Here is a 24,009-nt window from a genome sequence, read left to right as displayed (position 1 = left end):
AGCCGCGACGACGAGCCGAGCAGGACACCCCCACCACCCGATTGTCCGACTGGGCGAACCGTGATACAGGCCAGGCCGTTCGGTAGGCCGCCTCAGCGGTGGAGGGCGTCTAGAGCCCGCCGATCCCCCTGTCCACCCCGTAGCCGAACCACCGAAGCGGACCCGACCCCGAAGCCAGCATCGGACAAACACAGCCAATCGCACGGCCAACCCGCCGGCCAACCGCCGATCCTGTCAGAAGATGCGTCAGCGCCCGGGCCACTTCCGCGGCCGGCGCCGATGACCAGGGGTATACGCAGGCCGACCCGGGCCGTCAACAGGGTTGTTCCGGGGTGGAGCCGATTTTCTTGGACTCCGGCGACGACAGGGGTGTGACGCCCGATTCACTCCCTCCCCCAAGCCGGGCTTCAGGCGTCGAGGCTCAGGCGTCGAGGCTCAGGCTCATGCCGTCATAGGCCGGTACCACGTTCTCCGGCAGGCGCGCGGCCAGGGCCGCGTAGTCGAGATCGGTATGGAGGTTGGTGAGCACGGCCCGCCGGGGCTTCACCACGTCGATCAACGCGAGGGCATCCGAGACGGAGAAATGCGTCGGGTGCGGCGTGTCCCGCAGAGCGTCGATGATCAGGAGATCGAGCCCATGGAGCCGCGCCAGGCTCGGCTCCGGGATCAGGCTGACATCGGGCACGTAGGCCGCTTGGCCGAACCGGAAGCCCAGGGCCGCCTCCGTCCCGTGCTCCACCGGGAGCGATTCGATCGTGAGGGGCCCGCCCGGCCCGTCGAGGCGCAGCTCGGCGGGCAGATCGCGCAGGTCGAGGATCGGCGGGTAGGCGCTGCCGGGCGGCGTCTCGAAGCAGTAGCCGAACCGCGTGGTCAGCAGCGACCGGGTCAGGGTGTCGGCATAGACCGGGATGCGCCCGCGCATGGCGATCACCAGGGGGCGCAGGTCGTCGATGCCGTGGGTGTGGTCGGCATGGGCGTGGGTGTAGAGCACGGCGTCGAGGCGCTGCACCTTCGCGTCGATGAGCTGCTCGCGCAGGTCGGGCGACGTGTCGACCAAGAGCGTGGTCCGCCCTGCTCCGGACACGCGCTCGACCAGGATCGAGCAGCGGCGGCGGCGGTTGCGCAGATCCTCCGGATCGCAGGCGCCCCAGCCGCTGGCGACCCGCGGCACCCCGCCGGACGAACCGCAGCCGAGGATGCGCAGGGTCAGGCTCGCCGGCGCAGGCCCCGGATCGATCATGCCGCGTCCCTGGGTTTGGCCTTGTCGAACAGGGCGAAAAAATTCGCCGTGGTGATCCGGGCGAAGTCCTCGGCGGAGAGCCCCAGGGTCTCGGCCAGCGACCGGGCGGTGTCGGCCGTGTAGGCCGGCTCGTTGGTGCGCCCGCGATGCGGCTCGGGGGCAAGGAACGGCGCGTCGGTCTCTACCAGGATCCGGTCGCGGGGCACGCTGCGGGCGATGTCGCGGAGCGCGTGCGAGCGCCGGAAGGTGACGATGCCGGAGAACGAGATCGAGAGCCCCAGCTCGATCCCGACCTCGGCGAGGCGCCGGCCCGACGAGAAGCAGTGCAGCACCGCCCGGAACGGCGCCTTGCCCATCTCATCGGTGAGCACCCGCTCCATGTGGTCGTCGGCGTCCCGGGCGTGGATGACCAGGGGCAGGCCGGACAGGCGCGCCGCCGCGATATGGGCGCGCAGCACCCGCTCCTGCACGGCCTCGGGGGCGCCGTCGGGATAGTGGTAGTCGAGCCCGGCCTCGCCGATCCCGACGCAGCGGGGATGGGCGTCGGCGATGCCGGCGATCGTCTCGGCGGGCACATCCGGCTCCTCGCCGGCCCCGTCCGGATGGGTGCCGATCGTGAACCAGATCTCGGGATGCGCCTCGGCGATCGCCCGGTAGGTCTCGGCCCGGGCGACCCGGGTCGAGATGGTCAGCATGCCGGTGACGCCCGCGTCTCGGGCACGGGCGATCACGCCGGGCAGGTCCGCGGAAAAGTCCGGGAAATCGAGGTGGCAGTGGCTGTCGATCAGCATCGTGTCTCGGATCGCTGTCAGGCGGCCGGCGCTTCGGGCCGCTCGAATCGCGGGAAGACCGGGGCCGGGGCGGGCAAGGCGGTGCCGGGCACCAGCCGGCCGCCCTCCCCCAGATCGGCGAGGTTGCGCCGGTCGGCCGGCACGGCGAGGAGGTCCAGGAGCGTGGAGGCTGCCGTGGGCACGAAGGGCTGGACCAGGATGCCGAAGGCCCGCAGGGCTTCGAGCGTCGTGTAGAGCACGGCGTTCATCCGGGCCGGGTCGGACTTCCGGAGTTTCCACGGCTCCTGGCCGGCGAAGTAGCGGTTGGCCTCGGCCACCACCGCCCAGATCTCGGCCAGGATCGTGTGGAGCGCGAGATCGCCCATCAGGCCGCGCACCGTGTCGGGCAGCGCGTCGGCGAGCGCCAGGAGGGCGCGGTCGGCCTCGTCCAGGGTTCCGGGATCCGGCACCTTGCCGTCGCAGTTCTTGGCCACCATCGAGAGCGAGCGCTGGGCGAGGTTGCCGAGGTCGTTGGCGAGGTCGGCGTTGATCCGGCCGATGATCGCGTCGTGGCTGTAGCTGCCGTCGCCGCCGAACGGCACCTCGCGCAGCACGAAGTAGCGCACCGGATCGACCCCGTAGGTGTCGGCGAGCTCGAACGGGTCGAGCACGTTGCCGAGCGACTTCGACATCTTCTCGCCCTTGGAGAGCAGGAAGCCGTGGCCGAACACGCGCTTGGGCAGGGGCAGCCCGGCCGACATCAGGAAGGCCGGCCAGTAGACCGCGTGGAAGCGGACGATGTCCTTGCCGATGACGTGCAGGTCCATCGGCCAGAATTTTTTTCGGGGATTCTCCGCGTCGGGGAAGCCGGTGACGGTCAGGTAATTGGTCAGGGCGTCGACCCAGACGTACATGACGTGATTCGGATGCCCCGGCACCGGCACGCCCCAGTCGAAATTGGTGCGGCTGACCGAGAGGTCCTTGAGGCCGGAGCGGACGAAGCTCGCCACCTCGTTCTTTCGGGTTTCCGGCCCGATGAAGTCCGGCTGGTCCTCGTAGAGCTTCAGCAGCCGGTCCTGGTAGGCGGAGAGACGGAACAGAAAATTCTCCTCCTCCATCCACACCACGGGCGTGTCGGTGGCGAGGCTGCGGCGGCTGCCATCCTCCAGCAGGCGGGTCTCGGCCGCGTCGTAATAGGCCTCGTCGCGCACCGAGTACCAGCCGGCGTATGTGTCCAGGTAGATGTCGCCGTTGGCCTCCATCCGCCGCCAGATCTCCTGGGCGGCTTCGTAGTGGCCCGGCTCGGTGGTGCGGATGAAGCGGTCGTAGGCGCAATCCATCCGGTCGGCCATCGCCTGGAAGCGGGCGGCGGTGCCGTCGACATAGGCGCGCGGGCTGGTGTCGGCCCGGGTCGCCGCCTGCTGGATCTTGAGGCCGTGCTCGTCGGTGCCGGTGGAGAACAGCACGTCGTAGCCGTCCAGCCGGTGGAAGCGGGCGATGGCGTCGGCGGCGATCACCTCGTAGGCGTGGCCGATATGCGGCGCGCCGTTGGGGTAGGAGATCGCGGTCGAGAGGCCGAAGGTTTTCTTGGAGTGCGCCGGGGCGTTGGACGTCACGTCTTTGGTGTTCCGGATGATCGCGAAAAGCTGCCCGCGTTGTCGCGCGGCAGCGGCGGGGACGCAACCGCCGCCGCAGCGCGGACGATCATGGATTCAAAAGGTCCGGGACCTTTTGCGGGTCCAGGGCGGAGCTCTGGTCGTCCGGGTGCGCGCAGCGTTTACGAGGCCGCCTCGGCGAGGTCGCCGAACAGGGACAGCACCACCGGGCGCCGGTCGAGATTGTAGATCGCGGCCTCCCGGGCGGCGCGGCCGAACCGTTCGGCGACCTCGACCAGGGCGGCGAGGCGGACGGGCGGCTCGTCCCGGCGGCGGTCGAGTTCGGCCGAGACGAAGCGCAGGACCGCGTCCTGGGCGGCCTCGAACCGCGCCTCGGCGTCGCGCCCGGCCAGGGTCTCGGCGAGCTTGAGCACCCGGCCCCAATCGGGCGTCTGCGCCCGGGTCAGCAGGGTCTCGACCTCGGCGACGAGGCCGGCCGTGACCGGATCGAGCATCGCCAGCGCCCGGGCGACCGAGCCCTCGCACTGGGCGACCGCCCGGGCCAGGGCGGCCTCGTCGGGCTGCGGGAACGGCTCGGGCAACCCGCGCACCACCCGGGCGACCGCCTCGGGCGCGAGGGGGCGCAGCATCATCACCCGGCATCGGGAGCGGATCGTCGGCAGCAGACGCCCGGGCTGGTGGGTCAGGATCAGGAACAGGGCGCGGGGCGGCGGCTCCTCCAGGACCTTGAGCAGGGCGTTGGCGGCGTTGGCGTTCAGGTCCTCGGCGCTGTCGAGGATGCAGACCCGCCAGCCGGAATCGGTGGCCGTCGAGGCGAACAGGTCCAGCGCCCGGCGGACCATGTCGACCGAGATCTTGGTCGGCAGCGCCTTGGCGCCGGCGGTGCGGTGGCGGCGCAGGGCGACCAGGTTCGGGTGCGACAGGCCCGCGACCTTGCCGGCGACGGGGTTGTCCTCGGGCACATCGAGCCCGGCTGGCCCGCCGCCCTCGGGATAGGCGAGCAGGCGGCGGGCGACCCGATAGGCGAGCGTCGCCTTGCCGATGCCGGGGGCGCCGCCGATCAGCCAGGCATGGTGCAGGCGCCCCGCCGCGATCCCGACCCCGAAGGCGTCGGCCGCGGCCTCGTGGCCGACCAGCGCCCGGGTCTCCCGCGGGCGCGGGATGCCGGGGAGGTCGCCGGGCTCGACGTCGTCGGCGGCGCGGTCTGCCAGTCTCATGCGGCCTGTCTCATCGCGCGAAGGCCTGACCACCCGGCACGGGGCGGCAGGATCTTTGAAGTCCCCGTTTCGCACGGTTTACACAGACGGGACGGCGGCGCCCACCGCCTCGGGGCCGAATCACGCCGGCCTCGCACGGTGGGCCTCACCAACCTACTCCGCGAAGGCCGCACGCGGCCGGATGCGGCCAGGAGTGCAGAGAATGGTTCTCTCTCTGGCATTCTCCAGAACAGCAAACGGCGAGTGGAGCTTGCACCTCCGCCTCGCCGTCCACCCGCTGATCTGGGGTTGGCTACACCCGAACGGGTGAATGCCAGGGATCGGCGGGTAGCTCCGCCGAGCCCACTCCCGAATATAGACCGGCCGAGACGCTGCGCAAACCCACGCTCGGCGTCTCAGGCGGCGTCGCCGCGGCTTCCTTTCAGCGGCAGCAGGCCCGGCAGGCGGGACGCCACGGTGGCGCGGATCGCGGATTCCACCGAATCCGGATCGCGGCCGGCGTCGATCACCGCACAGCGCTGCGGCTCGGCCCGGGCGATCGCCAGGAAGGCCTCGCGCAGCCGCGTGTGGAAGGCGAGGGACTCGGCCTCGAACCGGTCGGCCCCCTGCCCCGTCCCGGCGGCGCGCCCGGCCGCGCGGGCGAGCCCGGCCTCGGGCGGAAGGTCGAGGATCAGGGTCAGGTCGGGCCGGGTCGGGCCGACCACGACCCGCTCCAGGGTGGCGATCACTCCCGGGTCGAGCCCCCCGGCGGCGCCCTGGTAGGCCCGGGTCGAGTCGATGAAGCGGTCGCACAGGACGATCTCGCCCCGGCGCAGGGCCGGGCGGATCAGCCGGTCGAGATGGTCGATCCGGGCCGCGCAGAACAGCAGCGCCTCCGCGAAGGGGCCGTAGGGCTTGGCGACGCCGCCGAGCAGGGCCGAGCGGATTTCTTCCGCCCGCGGCGAGCCCCCGGGCTCGCGGGTCACGCAGACCTCCCGCCCCGAGCGCGTCCGCAGGGTCGTGGCCAGGCGGGCGATCTGGGTCGACTTGCCGGCGCCCTCCCCGCCTTCGAAGGTGATGAAGGCTCCCCGCGCGGGCTCTTCGAAGCGTGGCACGATCACGGGCGAACCATCACGTCGGATCGGCCGCCCGGTCGCCGGATTTCGCGTCCTTCTTGCCGACCCGGTCGAAGGCCTTGCGGACGAGGCCGGTGCCGAATTCCAGCGCCGCATCCATCGCCCGCTGCGACAGGGTGCCGGGCTCGACCGTCGCGCCGGCGAAGAGCGGCTGGTCGAGGGCGACGGTGTCGCCGCGCTGGATCCGCAGGGTGCCGACCTGCCGGCCCTCCTCCACCGGTGCCACGAGCGGCCCGGTATAGACCGCCCTGGCGCTGACCCGGTCGCTGGAGCCGCGGGGCAACAGCACGCGCACCGGCTTTTTCGAGACCAGCGGCACCGAGCCGGATTGGCCGCCGAACACCGAGGCCTCGGCCACGGTCTCGCCCGCCGCGAAGATCTGGCGGGGCTCGAACGCGCGGAACCCCCATTCCATCAGCTTACGCGATTCGGCGGCCCGGTCCCGGGCGGTCTTGAGGCCGGAGACCACCAGCACCAGGCGCTGGCCGTTCTGAACCGCCGAGCCGGTCAGGGCGTAGCCGGATTCCTCCAGGTACCCGGTCTTGAGCCCATCCGAGCCGATATCCAGCGCCAGCAGCGGGTTGCGGTTCTGCTGGCGGATCTTGTTCCAGGTGAACTCCTTCTCGGCGAAGATCCTGTAGAGGTCCGGGTAGGTGTCGATGATGTGGATGGCGAGCTTGGCCATGTCCCGGGCCGTGACCTTCTGGTCGGGTGCCGCGTAGCCGGTGGCGTTGCGGAACGTCGAGTTCGTCAGCCCGATCTCCTTGGCGCGCTGGTTCATCAGCCCGGCGAAGGCCTCCTCGGTGCCCGCCATGTTCTCCGCGATGGTGATCGCGGCGTCGTTGCCCGACTGGACGATCAGGCCGCGCAGCAGGTCCGCCATCTTGATGCGGCTGTTGACCTGCGCGAACATCGACGAGCCGCCGCCCCCCGCCCCGCCCCGCCGCCAGGCGTCCTCGGTGACGGTGAACTCGGTGTCCATCGACAGGCGGCCGGATTTCAGCGCCTCGAACACGATGTCGGTGGTCATCAGCTTGGCCATGCTGGCCGGGGAGAACCGCTCGTCCGCGGCCTTCTCGAACAGCACCGAGCCGGAATCGGCGTCGATCAGGATCGCGTGCGGGGCCGCGGTCTGGAAGCTCTGGGCGGTCGCGCCGGCGAGGCCCGCCCCCAGCGCGCAGGCGGCCGCGAGAAGGGTGAGAAGGGTCCTGCGCATCACCGTTCCGTCCCACGCCTGCCGTCCGATTGGAAGAACGCCAACCGTATCCGGATAACAAGCGTGACCATATTACGGTTTCGACGCGGGATCGAACGCGAAATGCCGCATTGCGGGAACGGCGCGCGCCTGGGCCGGCCTCAGTAGATCCCGGCCAGGCGTGCATGCCCGGCGCCGGTCGACGCCGTCTTGGCCGGGCCCCCGGCCTTCGCCTGGGCCGGTGCCTTGGCGGCGGTGGCGACCTTGGTCGGCGCCGGACCCTTGGCGGAGGCCGCAGCCTTGGCGGGGATTGCGGCCGGGCCCCTGGCCGGCGCCGCCGCGGAGGCGAGATGCGCCAGGGCGGATTTGGACGCGGGCGGCAGCGCGGCGGGCGCGGCCGCAGCGAATTTCGCGGGCGCGCCGGGCCGGCCCGGGCCGGGGGCCGCACGAAGGGCGACGGCGGTGGGCTTCGGGGCCGCGCCGTGGCCGCTTGCCTGCGCCGAGCCCTGACCGGAGGCCGGATTGAGGCCGGCAACCTTCACGCCCGCACCCCCGTGCTCGGCGCCCTTGTGCTCGGCGACCTGGATCGGTGCCGGGCGGAAATCCCGCACCTTCTGGGCGGTCGGCTGGACGGCTGCCGGCACCCGCATGGCGGCCGAGGCCAGCACGATCGGGGCGCGCACCGGGGCCGGCCGCTCGGGCCGCGGCGCCGGGGCCTCGTCGGATTGCGCGCGCTCGGGGGGCGGCTTGAAGGCCAGGGGCTCGGGGGCCGAGCGGGCGTAGCGCTCCGGCTCCTCCGAAGGCGTGGATGCGGTGCCGAGATCGGCCATCATCACGGTCGAGCGGCCGGCCGGCTGCCCGTCGGTGCGCAGGCTGGCCAGCAGCTTGCGGTCGTCGCTGCCGGCGACTGAAGCCCGGCCCGCATACTCGACCCGCACATGCGCGGTGCCGCGGCGGTGGAAGCCCAGGGCCTCGGCCGCCTCCTCGGAGACGTCCATGACGCGGCCGGCATGGTAGGGGCCGCGGTCGTTGACCCGCACGATCATCGAGGAGCCGTTGTCGAGGTTGGTCACCCGGGCGTAGCTCGGCAGCGGCAGGGTCGGGTGGGCGGCGGCGATCGAGTGGCGGTCGAACACCTCACCGTTGGCGGTCATGCGCCCGTGGAAGGCCGAGCCGTACCAGGAGGCCAGGCCCTCCCGCACGTAGCCGCGGGGATCCTCCTTGGGCACGTAGGTCTGGCCCGCCACCACGTAGGGCTTGCCGGTGTAGCGGCGCCCGCCGCCCTTCGGGATCACGTCGCCCTCGTTGTAGAGGCGCGGGCTCGCCTTGACCCCGTATTTCGGGTCGATGCCGTTGCCGGCAGCGAGCTTCTGCTGTTGGGGGGTGGTGGCGCAGTTGGCCGTGGCCAGGGCCACGCCCGAGACGGCCAGCAGCCGCAGGGCGAGGCGCGCAGGCCGGGGAAGGGTCGTGCGCACCATAGCGGGGATCACCAAAACGCGACGCGGGACCATGGCCGGGAAACGGACCGGCACCGGCCGCGCCACTGGGCTCAGCCGGTCCACCCAGAATTGTAGCGGTCTCGTAAAGGAAGCCTGAACGACGCCGGCTATCGCGGTTCAGGACGTGCAGCCCCCGCAGCTCCAGACATCGCGCATTACGTCAGGATTTGCCAGTAAAGCACTGACATATCATCGGTTTCGGTTTCAGACGTTTAAGGCCGGGCGCTCGCGAGGTCTTCGGATTGCGCTGCCCGCAAGGACCCTCGCCAGCGGGGCCGATCGGTCGAGACTGCGCAGGACCGGCCTGATGGCCTGGGCGCATCCTTAGCCCGGGCGGCTGCCGAAGGGACGGCACGGAAGCGGGAGATGGATGTCCGAAGACCCATCGGCCTCCACCTCGTCATCCCGCGGCCCCCGGGATGACGGGGTTGTTGTCAGTACGAACTCTTCGAACACCCTATGCGGGGGGCAGGGCGGCGCCCTGCCGGGTTCAGCGGGGCTGGGTGTCGGTGAGCTGCGCGATGGAGCGGGCGCCGCGCTGCTTGAACAGCAGGTCGAGCCCCTCCAGCATCAGGGCGTGCATCTTGGTCCGCTCGGCATAGGCCAGGTCCCGGAGCTGGTCGTAGACCGGCGGCTCCAGGTAGACCGACATCTGCCGGGCGCGCTGCTTCAGCGTGGCGGCCGGCTTCGCCGCCGGAGGCGCGAGCGTCAGCGTCACGATCTCGGCGCCCTGCGGCCGGGCCGCGCGCCGGTCCGGCGGGTTCGCCGAGGCGACGATCGCCGCGAGGCTGAGCTTAGGCGGCCTGGACATGCTGGCCCGTCCTCAGCGACTGCGTGCGGCGCTCGATCCAGGCCCAGAGGCGACGGACTTCCCCGGCGGCCTGGCCCTTGGGATTGAACTCGGTGACGCCCTGGCCGAGGCCGATCGCGTCCTGGTGGTCGGTGCGGGCGACGATGTTCACGTCGGGCAGGATGCCGAGCACGGCGAGCCCGTCGGCCGCGTCCCGGACCCGGTAGGAGCGGGGCGGGGTCTGGTTCAGCACGAAGGCGAATTTCTTTTCCAGCCGGTAGACCGCCGCGAGCGTCGGCTTGAACGCCCGCAGGTCGGCCGGCGTCGGCCGGCACGGGATGATGCACAGGTCGGCCGCGCGGATCGCCGAAAGCGTGCCGGTGGAATCGACTCCCGGCGTGTCGATGAACACGAAATCGTAGGCGGATTCGCGCAGGCGCTCCATCACGGCGTCGATCTGCGTCGCGTCGATCTGCGCGACCTCGGGACCGTCGGCGGTGCGGTGGTCGAGCCAATCCGAGATCGTGGCTTGGCGGTCCATCTCCAGGATGCAGACCGTGTGGCCCGCCTCCCGGGCGGCCACCGCCAGGGAGATGCACAGCGTGCTCTTGCCGCTGCCGCCCTTCTGCGTGACGAAGGTGATCGCTTTCATCCTGGGCGTCCTCCAGAAGGCCCTGCGCAACCGCCGGGGCGCGCGCAATCCCGATTGCCGCGCCCGCGCCGGGTAACCTCAGGTACAGGATCACGGGCTGCCGCGATCCTGTGACCCAAGGATGTCGTGCGGCAGGTTGCGGCCGGTATGGTTAATGACCCGTTAAGGACGATCGGCGTCTCCGTACGATCCTGACAGAATGTGGACAATGCCGCGTAGCCTAAACTTCAGGTTAGCATTTGTGGTGTCCAATCCCTGAACGGCCTTTTCAGCCGTGGTTGGATACCGTAGCGTTGCACTTGCCGGCACCGGAACTGCGATGGATTGGATAACCTCAGGTTTCGTTGCGTGCGACACTCCGGCGAGGAATGGCATGGTCGAAGCCCTGATTCCGCAATCCGTCCTGGACGCGTCCGGCGTGGTCGGTACGTGGGTCCACGATCATTGGGCCGACCGCTTGGCGCTCTCGGCCTCCCTGGCGGGGCTGCTCGGCCTCGACCCGGTGGCGGCGGCCACCGGCGTGTCCCTGGCGGTGTTCCTGGATCGCACCCATCCGGAGGATCGCATCCGGGTCGAGAGCTACCTGCACGCGGTGTCCGAGACCGGCGGCACCCTGGAGGCGGAGTTCCGCACCCGCGACACCCGCAGCGGCGTCCGCACCCTGCTGATGCGCGGCCGGATCGACCGCGATCCCACGGGCCGCACGATGCAGGGCCGCGGCATCGCCATCGACCGGACCGAAGAGCAGACGGCGAATCTCGTGCAGAGCGAGCGTGTCGTAAACCGGATGGCCGAGCACGTCATCGCCCTGCGCGACCTCGCCCATGCCCTGCAGCGGCCGGTGCTGGTCGAGCAGATCGAGCGCCTGATGATCGAGATCGGTTTCGAGCTCGCGAGCTTCTTGCCCGAGCCAGAAGACGAGCCGCGCCACTGAGGGCCGCTCACGGAACACCCGCGGCGCCCTCGAATGCGGAGCCAGCACGCCCAATGGTGAGGTGCTCCACCAGGGACCCGGCGGAGCGCGATTGATCGAGTCCGCGCCCACAAGCTACTGTCCCGGCAATATCTTGCCGGGAGGACGCCGATGGCCCGCGACACGATCTACGACCGCGATCTCGACCGCGTGCCGGCCAATTACCAGCCGCTGACCCCCCTGCTCTATCTCGACCGGGCGGCCCGGGTGTTCCCCGAGCAGGTCGCCGTGATCCATGGACCCCTGCGGCGCACCTACCGGGACCTCTACGCCCGCGCCCGCCGCCTGGCCTCGGCGCTGGCGCGCCACGGGCTCGGTCGCGGCGACACCGTGGCGGCTTTTCTCGCCAACACCCCCGAGATGATCGAGTGCCACTACGGCGTGCCGATGACCGGGGCGGTGCTCAACACCCTCAACACCCGCCTCGACGCCGCCGCGATCCGGTTCTGCCTGGAGCACGGCGAGGCCAATGTGCTGATCACCGACCGCGAATTCGCCAAGACCGCCGCGGCGGCGCTGGAGGGGCTGGAGCAAAAACCCTTCGTGATCGATGTCGACGATCCGGAGTATGACGGGCCGGGGGCGCGGCTCGGGGAGACGGATTACGAGACCTTCCTGGCGGGCGGCGACCCGGAGCACGACTGGCAGCTGCCCGGCGACGAGTGGGACGCGATCACGCTGAACTACACCTCGGGCACGACCGGCGACCCGAAGGGCGTGGTCTACCACCACCGGGGCGCGGCGCTGCTGGCGCTGGGCAACGTCATCACCGGCGGGCTCGGGCAGCACCCGGTCTATCTCTGGACGCTGCCGATGTTCCACTGCAACGGCTGGTGCTTCCCCTGGACCCTGTCGATCGTGGCCGGCACCCATGTCTGCCTGCGCCAGGTCCGGGCGGAGGCGCTCTACCGGCTGATGGCCGAGCACGGGGTCACGCATCTCTGCGGGGCGCCGATCGTGATGCAGTTGCTGATCAACGCCCCCGACGCCGAGCGCCGGGATCTGCCCCGGCGGGTGGCGTTCTTCACCGCCGCGGCGCCGCCGCCCGAGGCGGTGCTGGCCGGCATGTCGGAGGCCGGGTTCGACGTGACCCACCTGTACGGCCTGACCGAGAGCTACGGCCCGGCGGTGGTCAATGCCTGGAACGCCGATTGGGACGTCCTGGCGGCCGACCAGCGCGCGGCCAAGAAGGCCCGCCAGGGGGTGCGCTACCCGGTCCTGGAGGCCCTCGACGTGCGCGACCCGGAGACCCTCGCGCCGGTGCCTGCCGATGGCACGACCATCGGCGAGGTGATGATGCGCGGCAACGTGGTGATGCGCGGCTATCTCAAGAACCCGGCGGCCACGCAGGCGGCGTTCAAGGGCGGGTGGTTCCGCACCGGCGATCTCGGGGTGAAGCACCCGGACGGCTACGTCCAGCTCAAGGACCGGTCGAAGGACATCATCATCTCGGGGGGCGAGAACATCTCGTCGATCGAGGTGGAGGACGCCCTGTTCAAGCACCCGGCGGTCTCGGCCGCCGCGGTGGTCGCCAAGCCGGACGCCAAGTGGGGCGAGACGCCCTGCGCCTTCGTCGAGCTGAAGCCGGGGGCGACGCCCAGTGCCGACGAGCTGATCCAGTGGTGCCGGGGGCGGCTGGCTGCCTACAAGCTGCCCCGCCACGTGATCTTCGGCGAGCTGCCGAAGACCTCAACCGGCAAGGTCCAGAAATTCATCCTGCGCGAGCGGGCCCGCCAGGACGGAACCTGAGGTGGGACCGGTCAGGCCTGCGGGGGCTGCCGACGCTCGGCGTGGACCGGCACGCGCACGGACTTGGCCGCGCGCAGATCGGCCGCGATCTGGGCGATGAAGGCCTGGATCGACACGAGGCTGAAAAGACCGATCGAGGCGACCAGAGCGGCCGAAACCAGGATCTTGGCGGTAGCGGGGTCCACGGCGTGACGTCCTTGACTGGGGTCTCGCCGCGGGCTCTCCGGGCGAGGGGCGCCGATCACGGCGCCTGCGATAACCGGAAGGTGGGCGTGCGGCCGCGGTTTCACCAGCGTCGCCGTGATGGGCCTGGCATGCGTCTGGGTTCGGGCTCTCGGTGTCGGAACCGGCTCCTGCGTCAACCGGAGGTGCTGGCCGAACGCCCCGTTTCCCGCAATAAGGCCGCCCGATGCGGGGATCGCATCCGGGAGAGAGACGTATGGCCGGCAAGGGGATCTCGGGGGGCATCGCGGCGGGCATCGCCGGCTGCGTTCTGGGAGGTGTGCTCGCCGTTCAGGCCGCGATCCTGGCGGCGGGGCCGGTCCGGGCCCAGGAACCGGCTCCGGAGCCCGCCCCGGAGCCGGTCACCCGGGCCGGCTATTTCTACATCGGCGGCCGGTATCAAAAGCTCGGCGACAAGACCGTGATGGTCGGCCAGATGTTCGTGCAATCGCGGGCGCCCGCCCGGATCACCCAGCCCTACCCGGTGGTGATGGTCCACGGGCTCGCTCAGACCGGGGTGAACTACCTCGCCACCGCCGATGGCCGGCCGGGCTGGGTGCAGCGCTTCGTCGAGAAGGGCTATCAGGTCTACGTCGTCGACCAGGTCGGGCGCGGGCGCTCGGGCACCAACCCGGAGGTCTACGGGCCCTACGACCGGCTCGGTACCCGCGGCCTCGAGAAGACCTATACGGCCCCGGAGGTCTACGACCTGTTCCCGCAGGCGAAGCTCCACACCCAATGGCCGGGCGGCCCCGGCGTGCAGGGTAATGCCGGCTTCGACCAGTTCTTCGCCAGCCAAGTCCCGTTCCTGGCCAACAGCCAGCAGACGGAAGAGCTCGTCGACCCGGCCCTGGTGGCGCTCCTGGAGAAGATCGGGCCGGCGATCCTGCTCACCCACGGCCAGGGCGCCCTGTTCGGCTGGGCCGCCTCGGATGCGAGGCCCGACCTGGTGAAGGCCCATGTCACCGTGGAGCCGAACGGTCCGCCCTTCTTCGACGTGCAGTTCCGCGGCGGCAAGGAGTTCTGGGAGAAGTCCGGCGACGGCCGCGCCCGCGCCTACGGGCTGACCCGGATGCCGCTGACCTTCGATCCGCCGGTCAGGGCGCCGGAGGATCTGATCGTGGCGCAGCAGGCCAAGGGTGCCGACAAGGGTGCCGATTCCAAAGTGCCGGAGGGCCAGATCCGCTGCTGGCTGCAGGCCGAGCCCGCCCGGACCCTGCCGAACCTCGCCAAGGTGCCGACCGCGGTGGTGACCGCCGAGGCCTCGTTCCACGCCACCTACGATGCCTGCACGGCTGCCTTCCTGACCCAGGCCGGCGCCAAGCCCGACGCGATCCGGCTGGCCGATCAGGGCCTGCGCGGCAACGGCCACATGGTGATGCTGGAGACCAACAGCGATGCCGTGGCGGACGCCGTGGCCGCCTGGCTCGGGACCCGCGTGAAGTAGTGTTCTGGGACTGGACGCCGCGGCCCGTTCGGCGGCGTCCACAGGCATCTCCGCCGCCCCTTCGCAGCAGCGCCCTGCCCGCTCCCGTGCCACCCCACGGGCGCCTCTAACGCTGCGTGTCGAAACCGCAACAGCCCTCGCCTTCTGCTCGTGACCCGCTTGCGGCCAAGCCTGGCTGCACGTACTGCGTGTGGCAGAAAGCTGAATAATAACAGCAGTTTATCACAGTTCTAAAGAGCGGGACAGCCCCGCCGGGACGGCCCCCGGCGAACGCGGGCGGCTGGCCGCAGGGTCGCACAGGGTTCAGTCCGATGAGAGTCATCCACCCCCGTTCCGGCGCCCTACGCACGCGCTTCGTCGGCGCCCTCCTCGCCGGCGCCTCCCTCGCCGTGCTGGCGCAGGCCGTGCCGGCGCTGGCCCAGGACGCGACGCCGCCGCGTCCGCGCGCCAACAGCCTCGGCAGCCAGACCGCGCAGTCGAGCGTGCAGCTCGAGGAGCTGAGCGTCACCGGAGAGGGCGGCGCGAACCGGACCGGCCCGGTGCGCGAGGATCCGCGCGGCCCGATCACCGGCTTCGTCGCCAAGCGCTCGCTCACCGCCACCAAGACCGACACGCCCCTGATCGAGACGCCGCAATCGATCACCGTGATCGGGCGCCAGCAGCTCGACGCGCAGAAGCCCCAATCGGTCTCGGAGGCGATCCAGTACGCGCCCGGCGTGTTCGGCAGTCCCTTCGGACCGGACACGCGCCAGGACTTCTTCCTGATCCGCGGCTTCACCACCAACGATACCGGTCTGTACAAGGATGGCCTGCAGCTTCTGAACTTCGGCTTCGGCGGCTTTCAGCTGGAGACGTTCGGCCTGGAACGCATCGAGGTGCTGCGCGGGCCCGCCGCCGTCCTGTTCGGCGCCGGCAATCCCGGCGGCGTCGTCAACCTTGTGAGCAAGCGCCCACCCCTCGACCCGCTCCACTACATCGAGGCCGGCGGCGGCTCCTTCGGCCAGAAATACTTCGCCTTCGATCTCGGCGGCCCGGCCGATGCGGAGGGGCACTGGTTCTACCGGCTGACCGCCATCGGGCGGAATGGCGGCACCCAGGTCGATGGGGTCGAGGACAATCGCGGCTACATCGCGCCGTCCTTCACCTACAAGCCGGACGGGGCCACGACCTTCACGATCCTGTCGAGCTTCCAGCACGACGAGACCGGCCGCATCAACGCGTTCCTGCCCTATTACGGCACGGTGCGCCCGCAGGCCGAGGGTCTGCGCATTCCGCGCTCGTACAACACCCAGGACAACATCCAGGACCGGTACCGGCGCACGCAGGCCTTCATCGGCTACGAGTTCGAACACGTGTTCGACGACGTCTGGACGGTGCGCCAGAACGCGCGCTACGCGATCTCGCAATCCTACGACAACTCGCTCAGCGGCGGCATCGGCTACCTGGATCCGACCACGCAGACGCAGCTCAGCCGCTATCGCTTCCAGGCGGCCTCGACGGCGCGTCAGCTCAACGTCGATACGCAGGCGGTCGCGCGGTTCAGCGACGGCCTGTTCGGCCACACGTTCCTGATGGGCGTCGACTACAAGTACTTCACCCTGAACGACAACCAGGGCACGTTTTTCGGCGTCGATCCGTTCAATCTGGCCGCGCCGAACTTCGTCAGCCCGGCCGGTCCGGTCACGCCCTACCTGGTCAATTTCGACCAGTTCCAGCAGACTGGCATCTATGTGCAGGATCAGATCAAGCTCACGCCCGAGCTGACCCTGATCGCCTCAGGCCGCGGCGACTTCACCACCAACGAGGTCAACAACAAGCTCGCCAGCCCGATCTCACGCACGACCCAGAACGCCAACGCGGCGACCGAGCGCTTCGCGCTGATCTACAACTTCGACTTCGGCCTCGCGCCCTACGTCTCGTACGCGACCTCGTTCAACCCGCAGGTGGGCACCAACGCCTTCAGCCAGCCGTTCAAGCCGACCACGGGCGAGCAATACGAGGCCGGCGTGAAGTACCAGCCGCCGGGCACGGATATCTTCGTCACGGCCGCGTTCTTCGACCTCGCGCTCAACAACTCGCTGACCACCGACCCGAGCAACGTCAACAACTCGCTCCAGCTCGGGCTGACGCGCTCGCGGGGCTTCGAGGGTTCGCTCACGGCCAGCATCACGCCCGAACTCAACGTGGTCGCCTCGGTGACGACCTACGACCTGAAGATCGAGCAGGGCGACAATGTCGGCCGGACGCCGGCGGGCGTGCCGCAGACCTTCGCCTCGGTGTTCGGCGACTACACGATCCCCACGGGCGAGTTCGCGGGCTTCGGCTTCGGCGGCGGTGTGCGCTACGTCGGGTCCTCCTTCGCGACGACCGACAACACGCTGAAGGTGCCCGAGCGCGTGCTGTTCGACACGCTGGTGCACTACACCAGCGGCAATTGGCGGTTCGCCATCAACGCCGCCAACATCTTCGACAAGCGCTTCGTCTCGTCCTGCACGTCGATCAACGCCTGCTTCTACGGAGAGGCGCGGCGGGTCACCGCGAGCCTGAGCTACAAGTGGTGAGGCAGCCGCCTCGCGAAACTTAAGCCCCTTCGGGCGCGCCGGCCACGGGCGGCGGCCCGGACAGCCGGGTCGGCAGGGTGTCGATGCGCAGCGACCGGCGCAGGCCCCGGGAGAGGGCGTCCACCGCCACGGTCACGCCGGCGGTGGCGGCGATCAGCACCACGGCCACGTCGAGGCGCAGCTCCGAGATCGCGGCGTCGACGTAGAAGCCCAGCGTCGTGACGCCGAGGATACCGAAGATCGCGCTCTCGCGCAGGATTAGCTCCCAGCGGTAGAGCAGGTAGGCCAGGAACTGGCCGTAGAGGCGCGGCACCGTCTCGTAGGCGTAGAGGTTCAGGCCCGTGGGCGCGTCGGCCCGGTAGGGCAGCGCGTCGGCGTGCCGGCCCATCAGGTAGGCGACGATCCCGGCATTGTGCAGCGCCAGCGCGAGGATCGCCGGCAGCATCGAGGGGCCGAGCAGCTGCAGGGCGCAATAGGCCAGCATGTATTCCGGCGTCGAGCGCACAACCACGAGAAGCACCCGGCCGAGCGGCCGTCCGAGCGGCCCGGCGAAGCGCCGGGCGGTGAGCGGGAATAGGAGCAATGCCCCCAAGGCCGTGGCCGCCAGGGCGATCTGCGCCAGGATCAGGGTCTGGATCGTGCCCGGCAGGATCTGGTCCATGAGGATCGGGCGCAGCCACGCCCAGAGCCGCACCCAGGTCTCAGGATCGGCGAGCACCGCGCCGCGCAGGGGCGCCGGTACGATGTCGTGGCCGAGGAAGCGCGCGAGGCTCGGCCCCACCGCCGCATGGCCGATCGCCGGGGGCAGGGCCAGCGGGGCGGCGACGAGCAGGAGCGGCACGGTCCAGCCGCGGATCCAGAGCCGGCGGGTGCCGATCAGCCCGTAGAACACCAGGAGCAGCGCCCCGGCCTCGGCGTAGCGGCCCTGGCGGAAGGCGGATTCGAGATAGAACCCCATGGTCGGCAGGCCGATGAAGCCGAGCACCAGGCTGGAGCGTAGGCCGCATTCGAGCCGGTAGAGGGTGTAGTCGCGCAGCCGCCCGGCGACCTCGGGCAGGCGGGCGTACAGGAAGGCCGAGACCGCGCCGGTGCCCGCGGGCAGCACCCGGAGCGCGGCGAGATCGGCCTCCTCGATGATCTCGGCATAGACCTTGGCGCAGATGCCCGCGTAGGGCAGCGCGATGGCGAGCACCCCGGTCGCGGCCGAGAGCCCGAACACCTGCATCAGCAGCAGCGCCCAGAACAGCTCGTGCACGGCGCGCAGGCCCGCGCAGGTGAGCCGCACGGTCCGTGAGCGGGCGAACGGGATCGCCAGCAGCAGGCCGGTCCCGGCCCCGAGCCCGACACCCAGAACCGCGAAGGCCACCGTGTAGACGACGCTCCAGCCCTCCACCGACACGAAGTCGGGCCGGACCAGGCCGTCGAGCAGGCGGGCGAGGTCGGCGAACGGGTGCAGGGTGGTGACGTGCAGGTCCGCGACCAGCAGGCCGGCGAGCGCAGCCGCCAGGAACCAGCGGCTCACCGCCGCGTAGCCGGGCCGCGGAGCTGCGAGCCGCATCATGTGGCCTCGTAGAAGGGACTCAGCCGCGCCGGATCGAGGGTTTTCGCCGGCGCGTCGAGGACGATCCGGCCGGCCTCCAGCACCACGATCCGGTCGGTCTGGGCCAGCGCCAGGGTCACGTCGTGGAGCGCCACGATCAGGGTCTCGTGGCGCTCCGCCATCTCGGCCAGCACCCGCGCGCCCTGCTGGCGGTCCAGGGCCGAGACCGGCTCGTCGCCCACCAGCACCGGCCGGCCGTTGTAGAGCGCGCGGGCCACCGAGACCCGCTGCTGCTGGCCACCGGACAGTTCGCCGGCCTTCGCCCAGATCGTGTCCGCCAGGCCGACCCGGCCGAGGATCTTTTCGATGGCGGCGATGTCGGCCTTGGCCGGGCGGACCAGGGTGCGGAGGTTGTGCAGGGTCGAGCGCCGGTCGAGCCGGCCCATATAGACGTTGTGGAACACCGACAGGGTCCGCACCAGGGCGGCCGCCTGCGGCACCAGCGCGACTTTTTCGGGCGCCTGCGCCTGGATCAGGCCGATCAGGGTCGACTTGCCGGCGCCCGAGCGGCCCAGCAGGGCGACGCGCTCGCCCGCCCGCACGGTCAGGTCGATGCCGGACAGCACGGTGCGCCCGCCATAGGCGGCGGAGGCGTTCGCCAGGACGATCGCCGCCCGGGATCCGTCCGGCACCGCCTCAGTCCAGCAGGCCGGTGGAGCGGCCGACCTCGACCAGGGGCTCGTAGGCGGCGTTGGTGACCGGGATGAACTTCGAGCGCCCGAACGGCTCCAGGATTGCCGGGTCGGTGACGCCGACGAGGGCGCCCTTGAGCCTCTCGGTGAAGCCGGCGCCGTAGGTCCGGTCGACATCGCCGCGCACGGTCCATTGGTAATCCGGGAAGGTCGGGCTCTCCCAGATCACCGAGACCGCCTTGGGGTCGACCTTGCCGGCCTTGGTGTCGAGGTCCCAGACCGCGTAGTCGACGGCGCCGGCCGCGAAGGCGCCGGACTGCACCAGCTGGATCGTGCGGCTGTGGTCGCCGGAGAAGCCGACCCGGGAAAACACCTGCTCGGGATTCTTGCCCGGGAAGGCCTCGCGGATGAAGTATTCCGGCATCAGCCGCCCGGAGGTCGAGGCCCGGGCGCCGAACGTGAAGGCCTTGTCGGCGATGGCCTTCGGAAAATCCCTGGTCGGCTCCAGCCCGCTCCCGGCATGGGCGATCAGGTAGGTCTTGAACGCCGCATCCTCGGCGCCCTGGGCGATGGCCTGCGAGCCCGGCACCGCCCGGCGGGCCTGGACCCCGGTGAAGCCGCCGAACCAGGCGAGCTGCACCTGGCCGTTGGTGAAGGCGGTGACCGCCGCCGGGTAGCTCTTGACCGGAATGTAGCGCACCGGCACGCCGAGCTTGGCCTCGAGATAGGCCGCGACCTTGCCGAACCGCTCGACCAGGCGGCTCTCGTCCTGGTCGGGGATGCCGGTGAAGACCAGGGGCGGGACCGGCTTCTCCTCAGCCTGCGCGGCCGTGCCAAGCGCCAGAGCGAGACATCCCAGGGCGAACCGCCCGACCCGTCCCAATCCCGGCATGGATCCCCCACCGCATCGCGCCCGTCTTCGGCGCATCGAATCCGGACCTTGCCTAGCAGACGCCGCCGCTCCCGGCACCCGCGGGCGCCGGTCCCGTGCCTGCATGTGGGTCGCGCAGGCACGGGATCCCCAAAAACTCAGAGAGCGTGGCGGCGCATCATGGGGTGGCGATGGTGCCGACGCATCATGTGATGGCGGCTGCGCATCACGCCCCGGGAGGACATCCGGGCGCCGCGGTGCATGCCGCCGAAATTGCTGTTGCCGGTGGCGGCGGCGTTCCGGTCGAGGCCGTCGCCCGGGGCGGCGAGGCTGGGGCTGGCGGCGCCAAGGACGAGGCCGAGGGCGAGCGTCGCGCCGAGGAGGATCTTGTTCATGGGTTCTCTGTCTCTTCGCGACCCTGCGCCGCCTCGACCGAACGGATCGGTCTCGCGCATGTTCCGGGACGGTCTTGGCCTTCAGGCGGCCGGCGTCTCCACGATGGCGAACAGGGCAGGCTGCGCGTCGCGCGCGTCGGGCACAGGGACAACCCGGATGCGGGGCGGCAGCGGCCCCCCGAGCAAATCCAAAAAATCGCCCGAGGCGCCGATCTCGATCTCGGCCGCCTTGGCCCGGGCCTCGATCCGCGACAGGGCGTTCATCGCCGGGCCCAGCACCGTGTATTCGGCCCGCACCCCGTCGTCGAACACGCCGACCAGGAGGTCGCCGGCATGCAGGGCGACCACCACCCGTAGGGTGAACAGCCCCTCCCCGGCCCGGGCTGCGTTGAGGGCGGCGATCCGGTCGTGGATCGACAGGGCGCAGGCGAGCGCCGCCCGGGCCTGCGCCCGGGGGCGGCCGACCACGAACTGCACCAGCACCGCGTCGCCGACATACTTGTCGACGAGCCCGCCCTGCTCGGCCACCGCGGCCTGCGCGGCGGCCCGGACGGCGAGCAGGGCCGTCACCATCGCCTCGGGCGGGTGCTCCCGGCTGAGCCGCGAGAAGCCGCGGATGTCGAGCACCATCAGGCAGGCGTGGCGCCGGTGCACGCCCATGGTCGAACCCGCATCCTCGGCGGCGAGGTCGAGGGCGACCGTGTCGGGCACGAACCGGGCGAGCTGGGCGCGCTCGTGCTCCATGCGCAGCGCCCGGGTCACAGCCTCCCGCAGGCGGGTCATGCCGTCGATCACCAGGAGGCCGGCCGCCACGAAGGTGGCGAGCCCGGTGATCTGCGCGGTCGGAAAGGAATCCGGCCCCGGGAACAGCGCCGGCCAGGCCAGCCCGACCAGGAACGCTGCGGTCCAGCAGGCCGTCACCACCCCGCAGAACAGCAGGGTGTGAGCGACCCGCATGCTCAGGCCGGTCTGGAGCAGGAGCAGGAAGGCCGGCAGGCGGCTCACCGCGTCGGCGCCGAGGGCTGCCTCGCCGCCGGCCAGCATGTGCTCGATGATCACGTAGACGGCGAGCCAGGCATTGAGCAGGGTCCCGGCCCAACTGTAGACCGCCGCCGCCGGGCCGCCGCCCCGCTCCCCCAGGCCGAACCAGACCGTGCCGACGCCGTAGAGGCCGAGGATGAACCAGTGACTGAAGGCGTGCAGCGAGCCGTCATAGGCCTGGGCCGCCATCAGCAGGACCAGCACGATCACGATCCGCAGCCCGAGCAGCCGCAACCCGCCGCCCGCCTGCATGGCGCGCAGCACGGCCGGATCGTCCTGGCCCGTCTCCGCCTTGCGCGCGGCGCGGTCCCCAGCGATCCGGGCGGCGGGGAGCGGCGGTGTCCGGGCGCCGCCCGAGGCCATCACGCGCCCCGGTCGAGGCGTCGGGCCGCGCTGAACCGGTTGAGGAAGCGGGGCTCCTTCTCGGGGGCGATCCGGATCGCGAGGTGCAGGGTGCCGTCGGCCTCCGCACGCCGGTCCAAAATCTCGGCGTTCTCGTAGAGCCAGTTGAGCGCGGCCCCGTCCTCGGGGGGCAGCGAGACCGCGAAGCTCGTCCGGTGGCGGCCGATCCGCGCCTCGATCCGGGCCGTGAGGGCCGACAGCCCCTCCCCGGTCAGCGCCGAGACCAGCACCGGCGCGTCGCTGTCGCGGTCGTTGCGGGCCTTGGCCTGGCCGCTGAGGTTCATCAGCCGGTTGCGCTCGTCCTCGTCCAGCAGGTCGGACTTGTTCCAGACCTCGATGATCCGCTCGGCCGTGGTCTCGATGCCGAGCTCGCGCAGCACGTCGCCGACATCCTCGGCCTGGGCCTCGGAATCGACATGGCTGACGTCGCGCACGTGCAGCAGCACGTCGGCCTCGATCGCGTCCTCCAGGGTCGCCCGGAAGGCGGCGATCAGGGCGGTCGGCAGGTCGGAGATGAAGCCCACCGTGTCCGACAGGATCACGTTTTCGCCGTGCGGCAGCTTGGTCGCCCGGGCGGTCGGGTCAAGGGTCGCGAACAGCATGTCCTTGGCGGTGACCTCGGCCCGGGTCAGGGTGTTGAACAGGCTCGACTTGCCGGCATTGGTGTAGCCGACGAGCGCCACGATCGGATACGGCACCCGGGCGCGGCTCTGCCGGTGCAGGCCGCGGGTCCGCACCACCGCGTCGAGGTCGCGCTCGATCCGGGTCATGCGCTCCTGGATCATCCGCCGGTCGGCCTCGATCTGGGTCTCGCCGGGGCCGCCCAGGAAGCCGAAGCCGCCGCGCTGGCGCTCCAGGTGGGTCCAGGAACGGACCAGCCGCGACTTCTGGTAGGCGAGGTGCGCGTGCTCGACCTGGAGGGTGCCCTCCCGGGTCGAGGCGCGCCGCCCGAAGATCTCCAGGATGAGGCCAGTGCGGTCGATGACCTTGGCGCCCCAGGCCTTCTCGAGGTTGCGCTGCTGCACCGGCGAGAGCGCGCAATCCATCACCACGAGGCCGATCTCGCGGGCGCGGATCACCCCGGCGATCTCCTCGACCCGGCCCTTGCCGAGATAGGTCGAGGGGCGGATGCGCGGCAGGCTGATCGCGAGGCTCTCGATCACGTCGAGCTCGATCGCGGCGGCGAGCCCGGTGGCCTCGTCGAGGCGCGCCTCCACGGAGCGGGTCGGCTGGGTGGCGGCGTGGCCCGGTCCCCCCGGCCCGGGCGCGCCGCGGGCCAGATAGGGCCCGATCACCAGGGTGTGGGTCGCCGCGGCGATCTCGCCCTCGGGCGCGGCCTGTGCCTGGAGCCGGGCCTCGCCGGACGTCAACGTCTCGCTCATGCAACCTTTAACGCCGCCCGCGCGCCGGCAGCTTCGTTCGAGAACTCGGATGTTTCGACATGGGGATTGCGCCGACCGCAGCCAAGATGCCGGGTATCGTCGATCTCATCCGGCTCCGGGACGCCCGACGGCTCTCGTGCCTGAACCCGCCCCTTCCGACCGCGGACACGCGTCATCGTCCCCACCCGCCAACGGCGCCGGGGGCATGGCCCAAGATGACCCAGCACGAGGGACGCGGGACGCCGCGGGGACCCAGGTGTCGGCCAGTTACGCGCGGGATCCGATCCCCGCGGCGACCCGCGGCATCGACCAGGCATGGTCCCCGGCCGGTGCCGTCTTTCTCGTCGCGATGTCTTGTGCGACGCACCGATCCCGCGACTCCGCGTTAGCGGTCCAGGCGGGACGGCCCAGCCGCACTGGCAGGCCAAGCACGCCCCCGGAACCCGCATCGCCACCGTGGCCTTCCACCCGACCTCCGCCTCGTAGTGGGCGGGTCCGCAGGTTGCTCAGGGTCACGCCCAGAGACGGGTCGCCGCGGGGGCATTTCCGCACCCCGCCGGGCAAACTGCCGCCCGATCTCACGCCCGTCACCGAGACACGCCCCGCATCGGCACGCCGCCCGGGGCGATGGCGGCTGAGA

General features: G+C 71.0%; 20 protein-coding genes. 4 read left to right on the top strand and 16 right to left on the bottom strand.

Features of this window, described 5'->3' with window-relative positions:
• Positions 1 to 421: 421 nt before the first annotated feature.
• From MKL09_RS00580 to MKL09_RS00540, 9 genes are all read right to left on the bottom strand, one after another.
• Positions 422 to 1,240: an MBL fold metallo-hydrolase gene (locus tag MKL09_RS00580; RefSeq protein WP_244017004.1), complete on the bottom strand. Its 819-nt coding sequence runs from the start codon at positions 1,238 to 1,240 to the stop codon at positions 422 to 424.
• Positions 1,237 to 2,031 carry a TatD family hydrolase gene (locus tag MKL09_RS00575; protein ID WP_244017002.1) on the bottom strand — a complete coding sequence of 265 codons (795 nt, stop codon included), beginning with the start codon at positions 2,029 to 2,031 and terminating at the stop codon, positions 1,237 to 1,239. The genes MKL09_RS00580 and MKL09_RS00575 overlap by 4 nt, the downstream gene beginning before the upstream one ends.
• Positions 2,032 to 2,048: 17 nt before the next feature.
• Positions 2,049 to 3,626 carry a methionine--tRNA ligase gene (gene metG / locus MKL09_RS00570; RefSeq protein ID WP_244017000.1) on the bottom strand — a complete coding sequence of 526 codons (1,578 nt, stop codon included), beginning with the start codon at positions 3,624 to 3,626 and terminating at the stop codon, positions 2,049 to 2,051.
• A gap of 161 nt (positions 3,627 to 3,787) precedes the next feature.
• A complete protein-coding gene (locus MKL09_RS00565) occupies positions 3,788 to 4,843 on the bottom strand; it encodes a DNA polymerase III subunit delta' (RefSeq protein ID WP_244016998.1) in 1,056 nt (351 codons plus the stop codon).
• 395 nt (positions 4,844 to 5,238) lie between these two features.
• A complete protein-coding gene (gene tmk, locus MKL09_RS00560) occupies positions 5,239 to 5,943 on the bottom strand; it encodes a dTMP kinase (protein WP_244016996.1) in 705 nt (234 codons plus the stop codon).
• Between the two features lie 10 nt (positions 5,944 to 5,953).
• Positions 5,954 to 7,174 (bottom strand): D-alanyl-D-alanine carboxypeptidase family protein, encoded by a 1,221-nt coding sequence (locus tag MKL09_RS00555; protein WP_244016994.1) that lies wholly within the window; start codon positions 7,172 to 7,174, stop codon positions 5,954 to 5,956.
• A gap of 140 nt (positions 7,175 to 7,314) precedes the next feature.
• Complete coding sequence (locus MKL09_RS00550) at positions 7,315 to 8,631, bottom strand: septal ring lytic transglycosylase RlpA family protein (RefSeq protein ID WP_244016992.1); 1,317 nt, start codon at positions 8,629 to 8,631, stop codon at positions 7,315 to 7,317.
• A 511-nt stretch (positions 8,632 to 9,142) separates the two neighbouring features.
• Positions 9,143 to 9,463, bottom strand: a complete 321-nt coding sequence (locus MKL09_RS00545) for a ribbon-helix-helix domain-containing protein (protein ID WP_244016989.1) — start codon at positions 9,461 to 9,463, stop codon at positions 9,143 to 9,145.
• Positions 9,447 to 10,094 (bottom strand): ParA family protein, encoded by a 648-nt coding sequence (locus MKL09_RS00540; protein ID WP_243939368.1) that lies wholly within the window; start codon positions 10,092 to 10,094, stop codon positions 9,447 to 9,449. The genes MKL09_RS00545 and MKL09_RS00540 overlap by 17 nt, the downstream gene beginning before the upstream one ends.
• 373 nt (positions 10,095 to 10,467) lie before the next feature.
• Here MKL09_RS00540 and MKL09_RS00535 point away from each other — a divergent pair, with 373 nt between their 5' ends.
• On the top strand, positions 10,468 to 11,028 hold the full coding sequence (locus MKL09_RS00535; RefSeq protein WP_244016987.1) for a PAS domain-containing protein: 561 nt from the start codon (positions 10,468 to 10,470) through the stop codon (positions 11,026 to 11,028).
• A 150-nt stretch (positions 11,029 to 11,178) separates the two neighbouring features.
• Complete coding sequence (locus MKL09_RS00530; RefSeq protein WP_244016985.1) at positions 11,179 to 12,816, top strand: acyl-CoA synthetase; 1,638 nt, start codon at positions 11,179 to 11,181, stop codon at positions 12,814 to 12,816.
• Between the two features lie 11 nt (positions 12,817 to 12,827).
• Here MKL09_RS00530 and MKL09_RS00525 read toward each other — a convergent pair whose 3' ends face one another.
• Positions 12,828 to 13,001 carry a hypothetical protein gene (locus tag MKL09_RS00525; RefSeq protein WP_244016983.1) on the bottom strand — a complete coding sequence of 58 codons (174 nt, stop codon included), beginning with the start codon at positions 12,999 to 13,001 and terminating at the stop codon, positions 12,828 to 12,830.
• 254 nt (positions 13,002 to 13,255) lie between these two features.
• On the opposite strand from MKL09_RS00525, the gene MKL09_RS00520 reads away from it, so the two are divergent.
• Together MKL09_RS00520 and MKL09_RS00515 are read left to right on the top strand one after the other, a co-directional pair.
• The gene (locus tag MKL09_RS00520) at positions 13,256 to 14,485 is read left to right on the top strand and encodes an alpha/beta hydrolase (protein WP_244016981.1); all 1,230 of its coding nucleotides are present in this window, start codon (positions 13,256 to 13,258) and stop codon (positions 14,483 to 14,485) included.
• A 311-nt stretch (positions 14,486 to 14,796) separates the two neighbouring features.
• Positions 14,797 to 17,046 (top strand): TonB-dependent siderophore receptor, encoded by a 2,250-nt coding sequence (locus MKL09_RS00515; RefSeq protein ID WP_244016979.1) that lies wholly within the window; start codon positions 14,797 to 14,799, stop codon positions 17,044 to 17,046.
• Between the two features lie 19 nt (positions 17,047 to 17,065).
• On the opposite strand, the gene MKL09_RS00510 is transcribed toward MKL09_RS00515, so the two are convergent.
• From MKL09_RS00510 to hflX, 6 genes are all read right to left on the bottom strand, one after another.
• Positions 17,066 to 18,607, bottom strand: coding sequence for a PhnE/PtxC family ABC transporter permease (locus tag MKL09_RS00510; RefSeq protein ID WP_244016977.1), 1,542 nt, complete (start codon positions 18,605 to 18,607; stop codon positions 17,066 to 17,068).
• Positions 18,604 to 19,278: an ATP-binding cassette domain-containing protein gene (locus tag MKL09_RS00505; RefSeq protein ID WP_244016975.1), complete on the bottom strand. Its 675-nt coding sequence runs from the start codon at positions 19,276 to 19,278 to the stop codon at positions 18,604 to 18,606. The genes MKL09_RS00510 and MKL09_RS00505 overlap by 4 nt, the downstream gene beginning before the upstream one ends.
• Before the next feature lie 4 nt (positions 19,279 to 19,282).
• A complete protein-coding gene (locus MKL09_RS00500) occupies positions 19,283 to 20,170 on the bottom strand; it encodes a putative selenate ABC transporter substrate-binding protein (RefSeq protein WP_244016973.1) in 888 nt (295 codons plus the stop codon).
• Between the two features lie 137 nt (positions 20,171 to 20,307).
• A complete protein-coding gene (locus MKL09_RS00495) occupies positions 20,308 to 20,544 on the bottom strand; it encodes a hypothetical protein (protein ID WP_244016971.1) in 237 nt (78 codons plus the stop codon).
• An 81-nt stretch (positions 20,545 to 20,625) separates the two neighbouring features.
• Entirely contained in the window at positions 20,626 to 21,948 is a 1,323-nt protein-coding gene (locus MKL09_RS00490; RefSeq protein ID WP_244016969.1) for an adenylate/guanylate cyclase domain-containing protein, read from the bottom strand.
• Entirely contained in the window at positions 21,948 to 23,369 is a 1,422-nt protein-coding gene (gene hflX, locus MKL09_RS00485; RefSeq protein ID WP_244016968.1) for a GTPase HflX, read from the bottom strand. Before hflX ends, MKL09_RS00490 begins: the two co-directional genes overlap by 1 nt.
• Positions 23,370 to 24,009: the final 640 nt, after the last annotated feature.

The organism is Methylobacterium sp. J-048, assembly GCF_022829515.1.
GTDB lineage: Bacteria > Pseudomonadota > Alphaproteobacteria > Rhizobiales > Beijerinckiaceae > Methylobacterium.
This window is presented reverse-complemented; position numbering and strand designations above follow the sequence as displayed.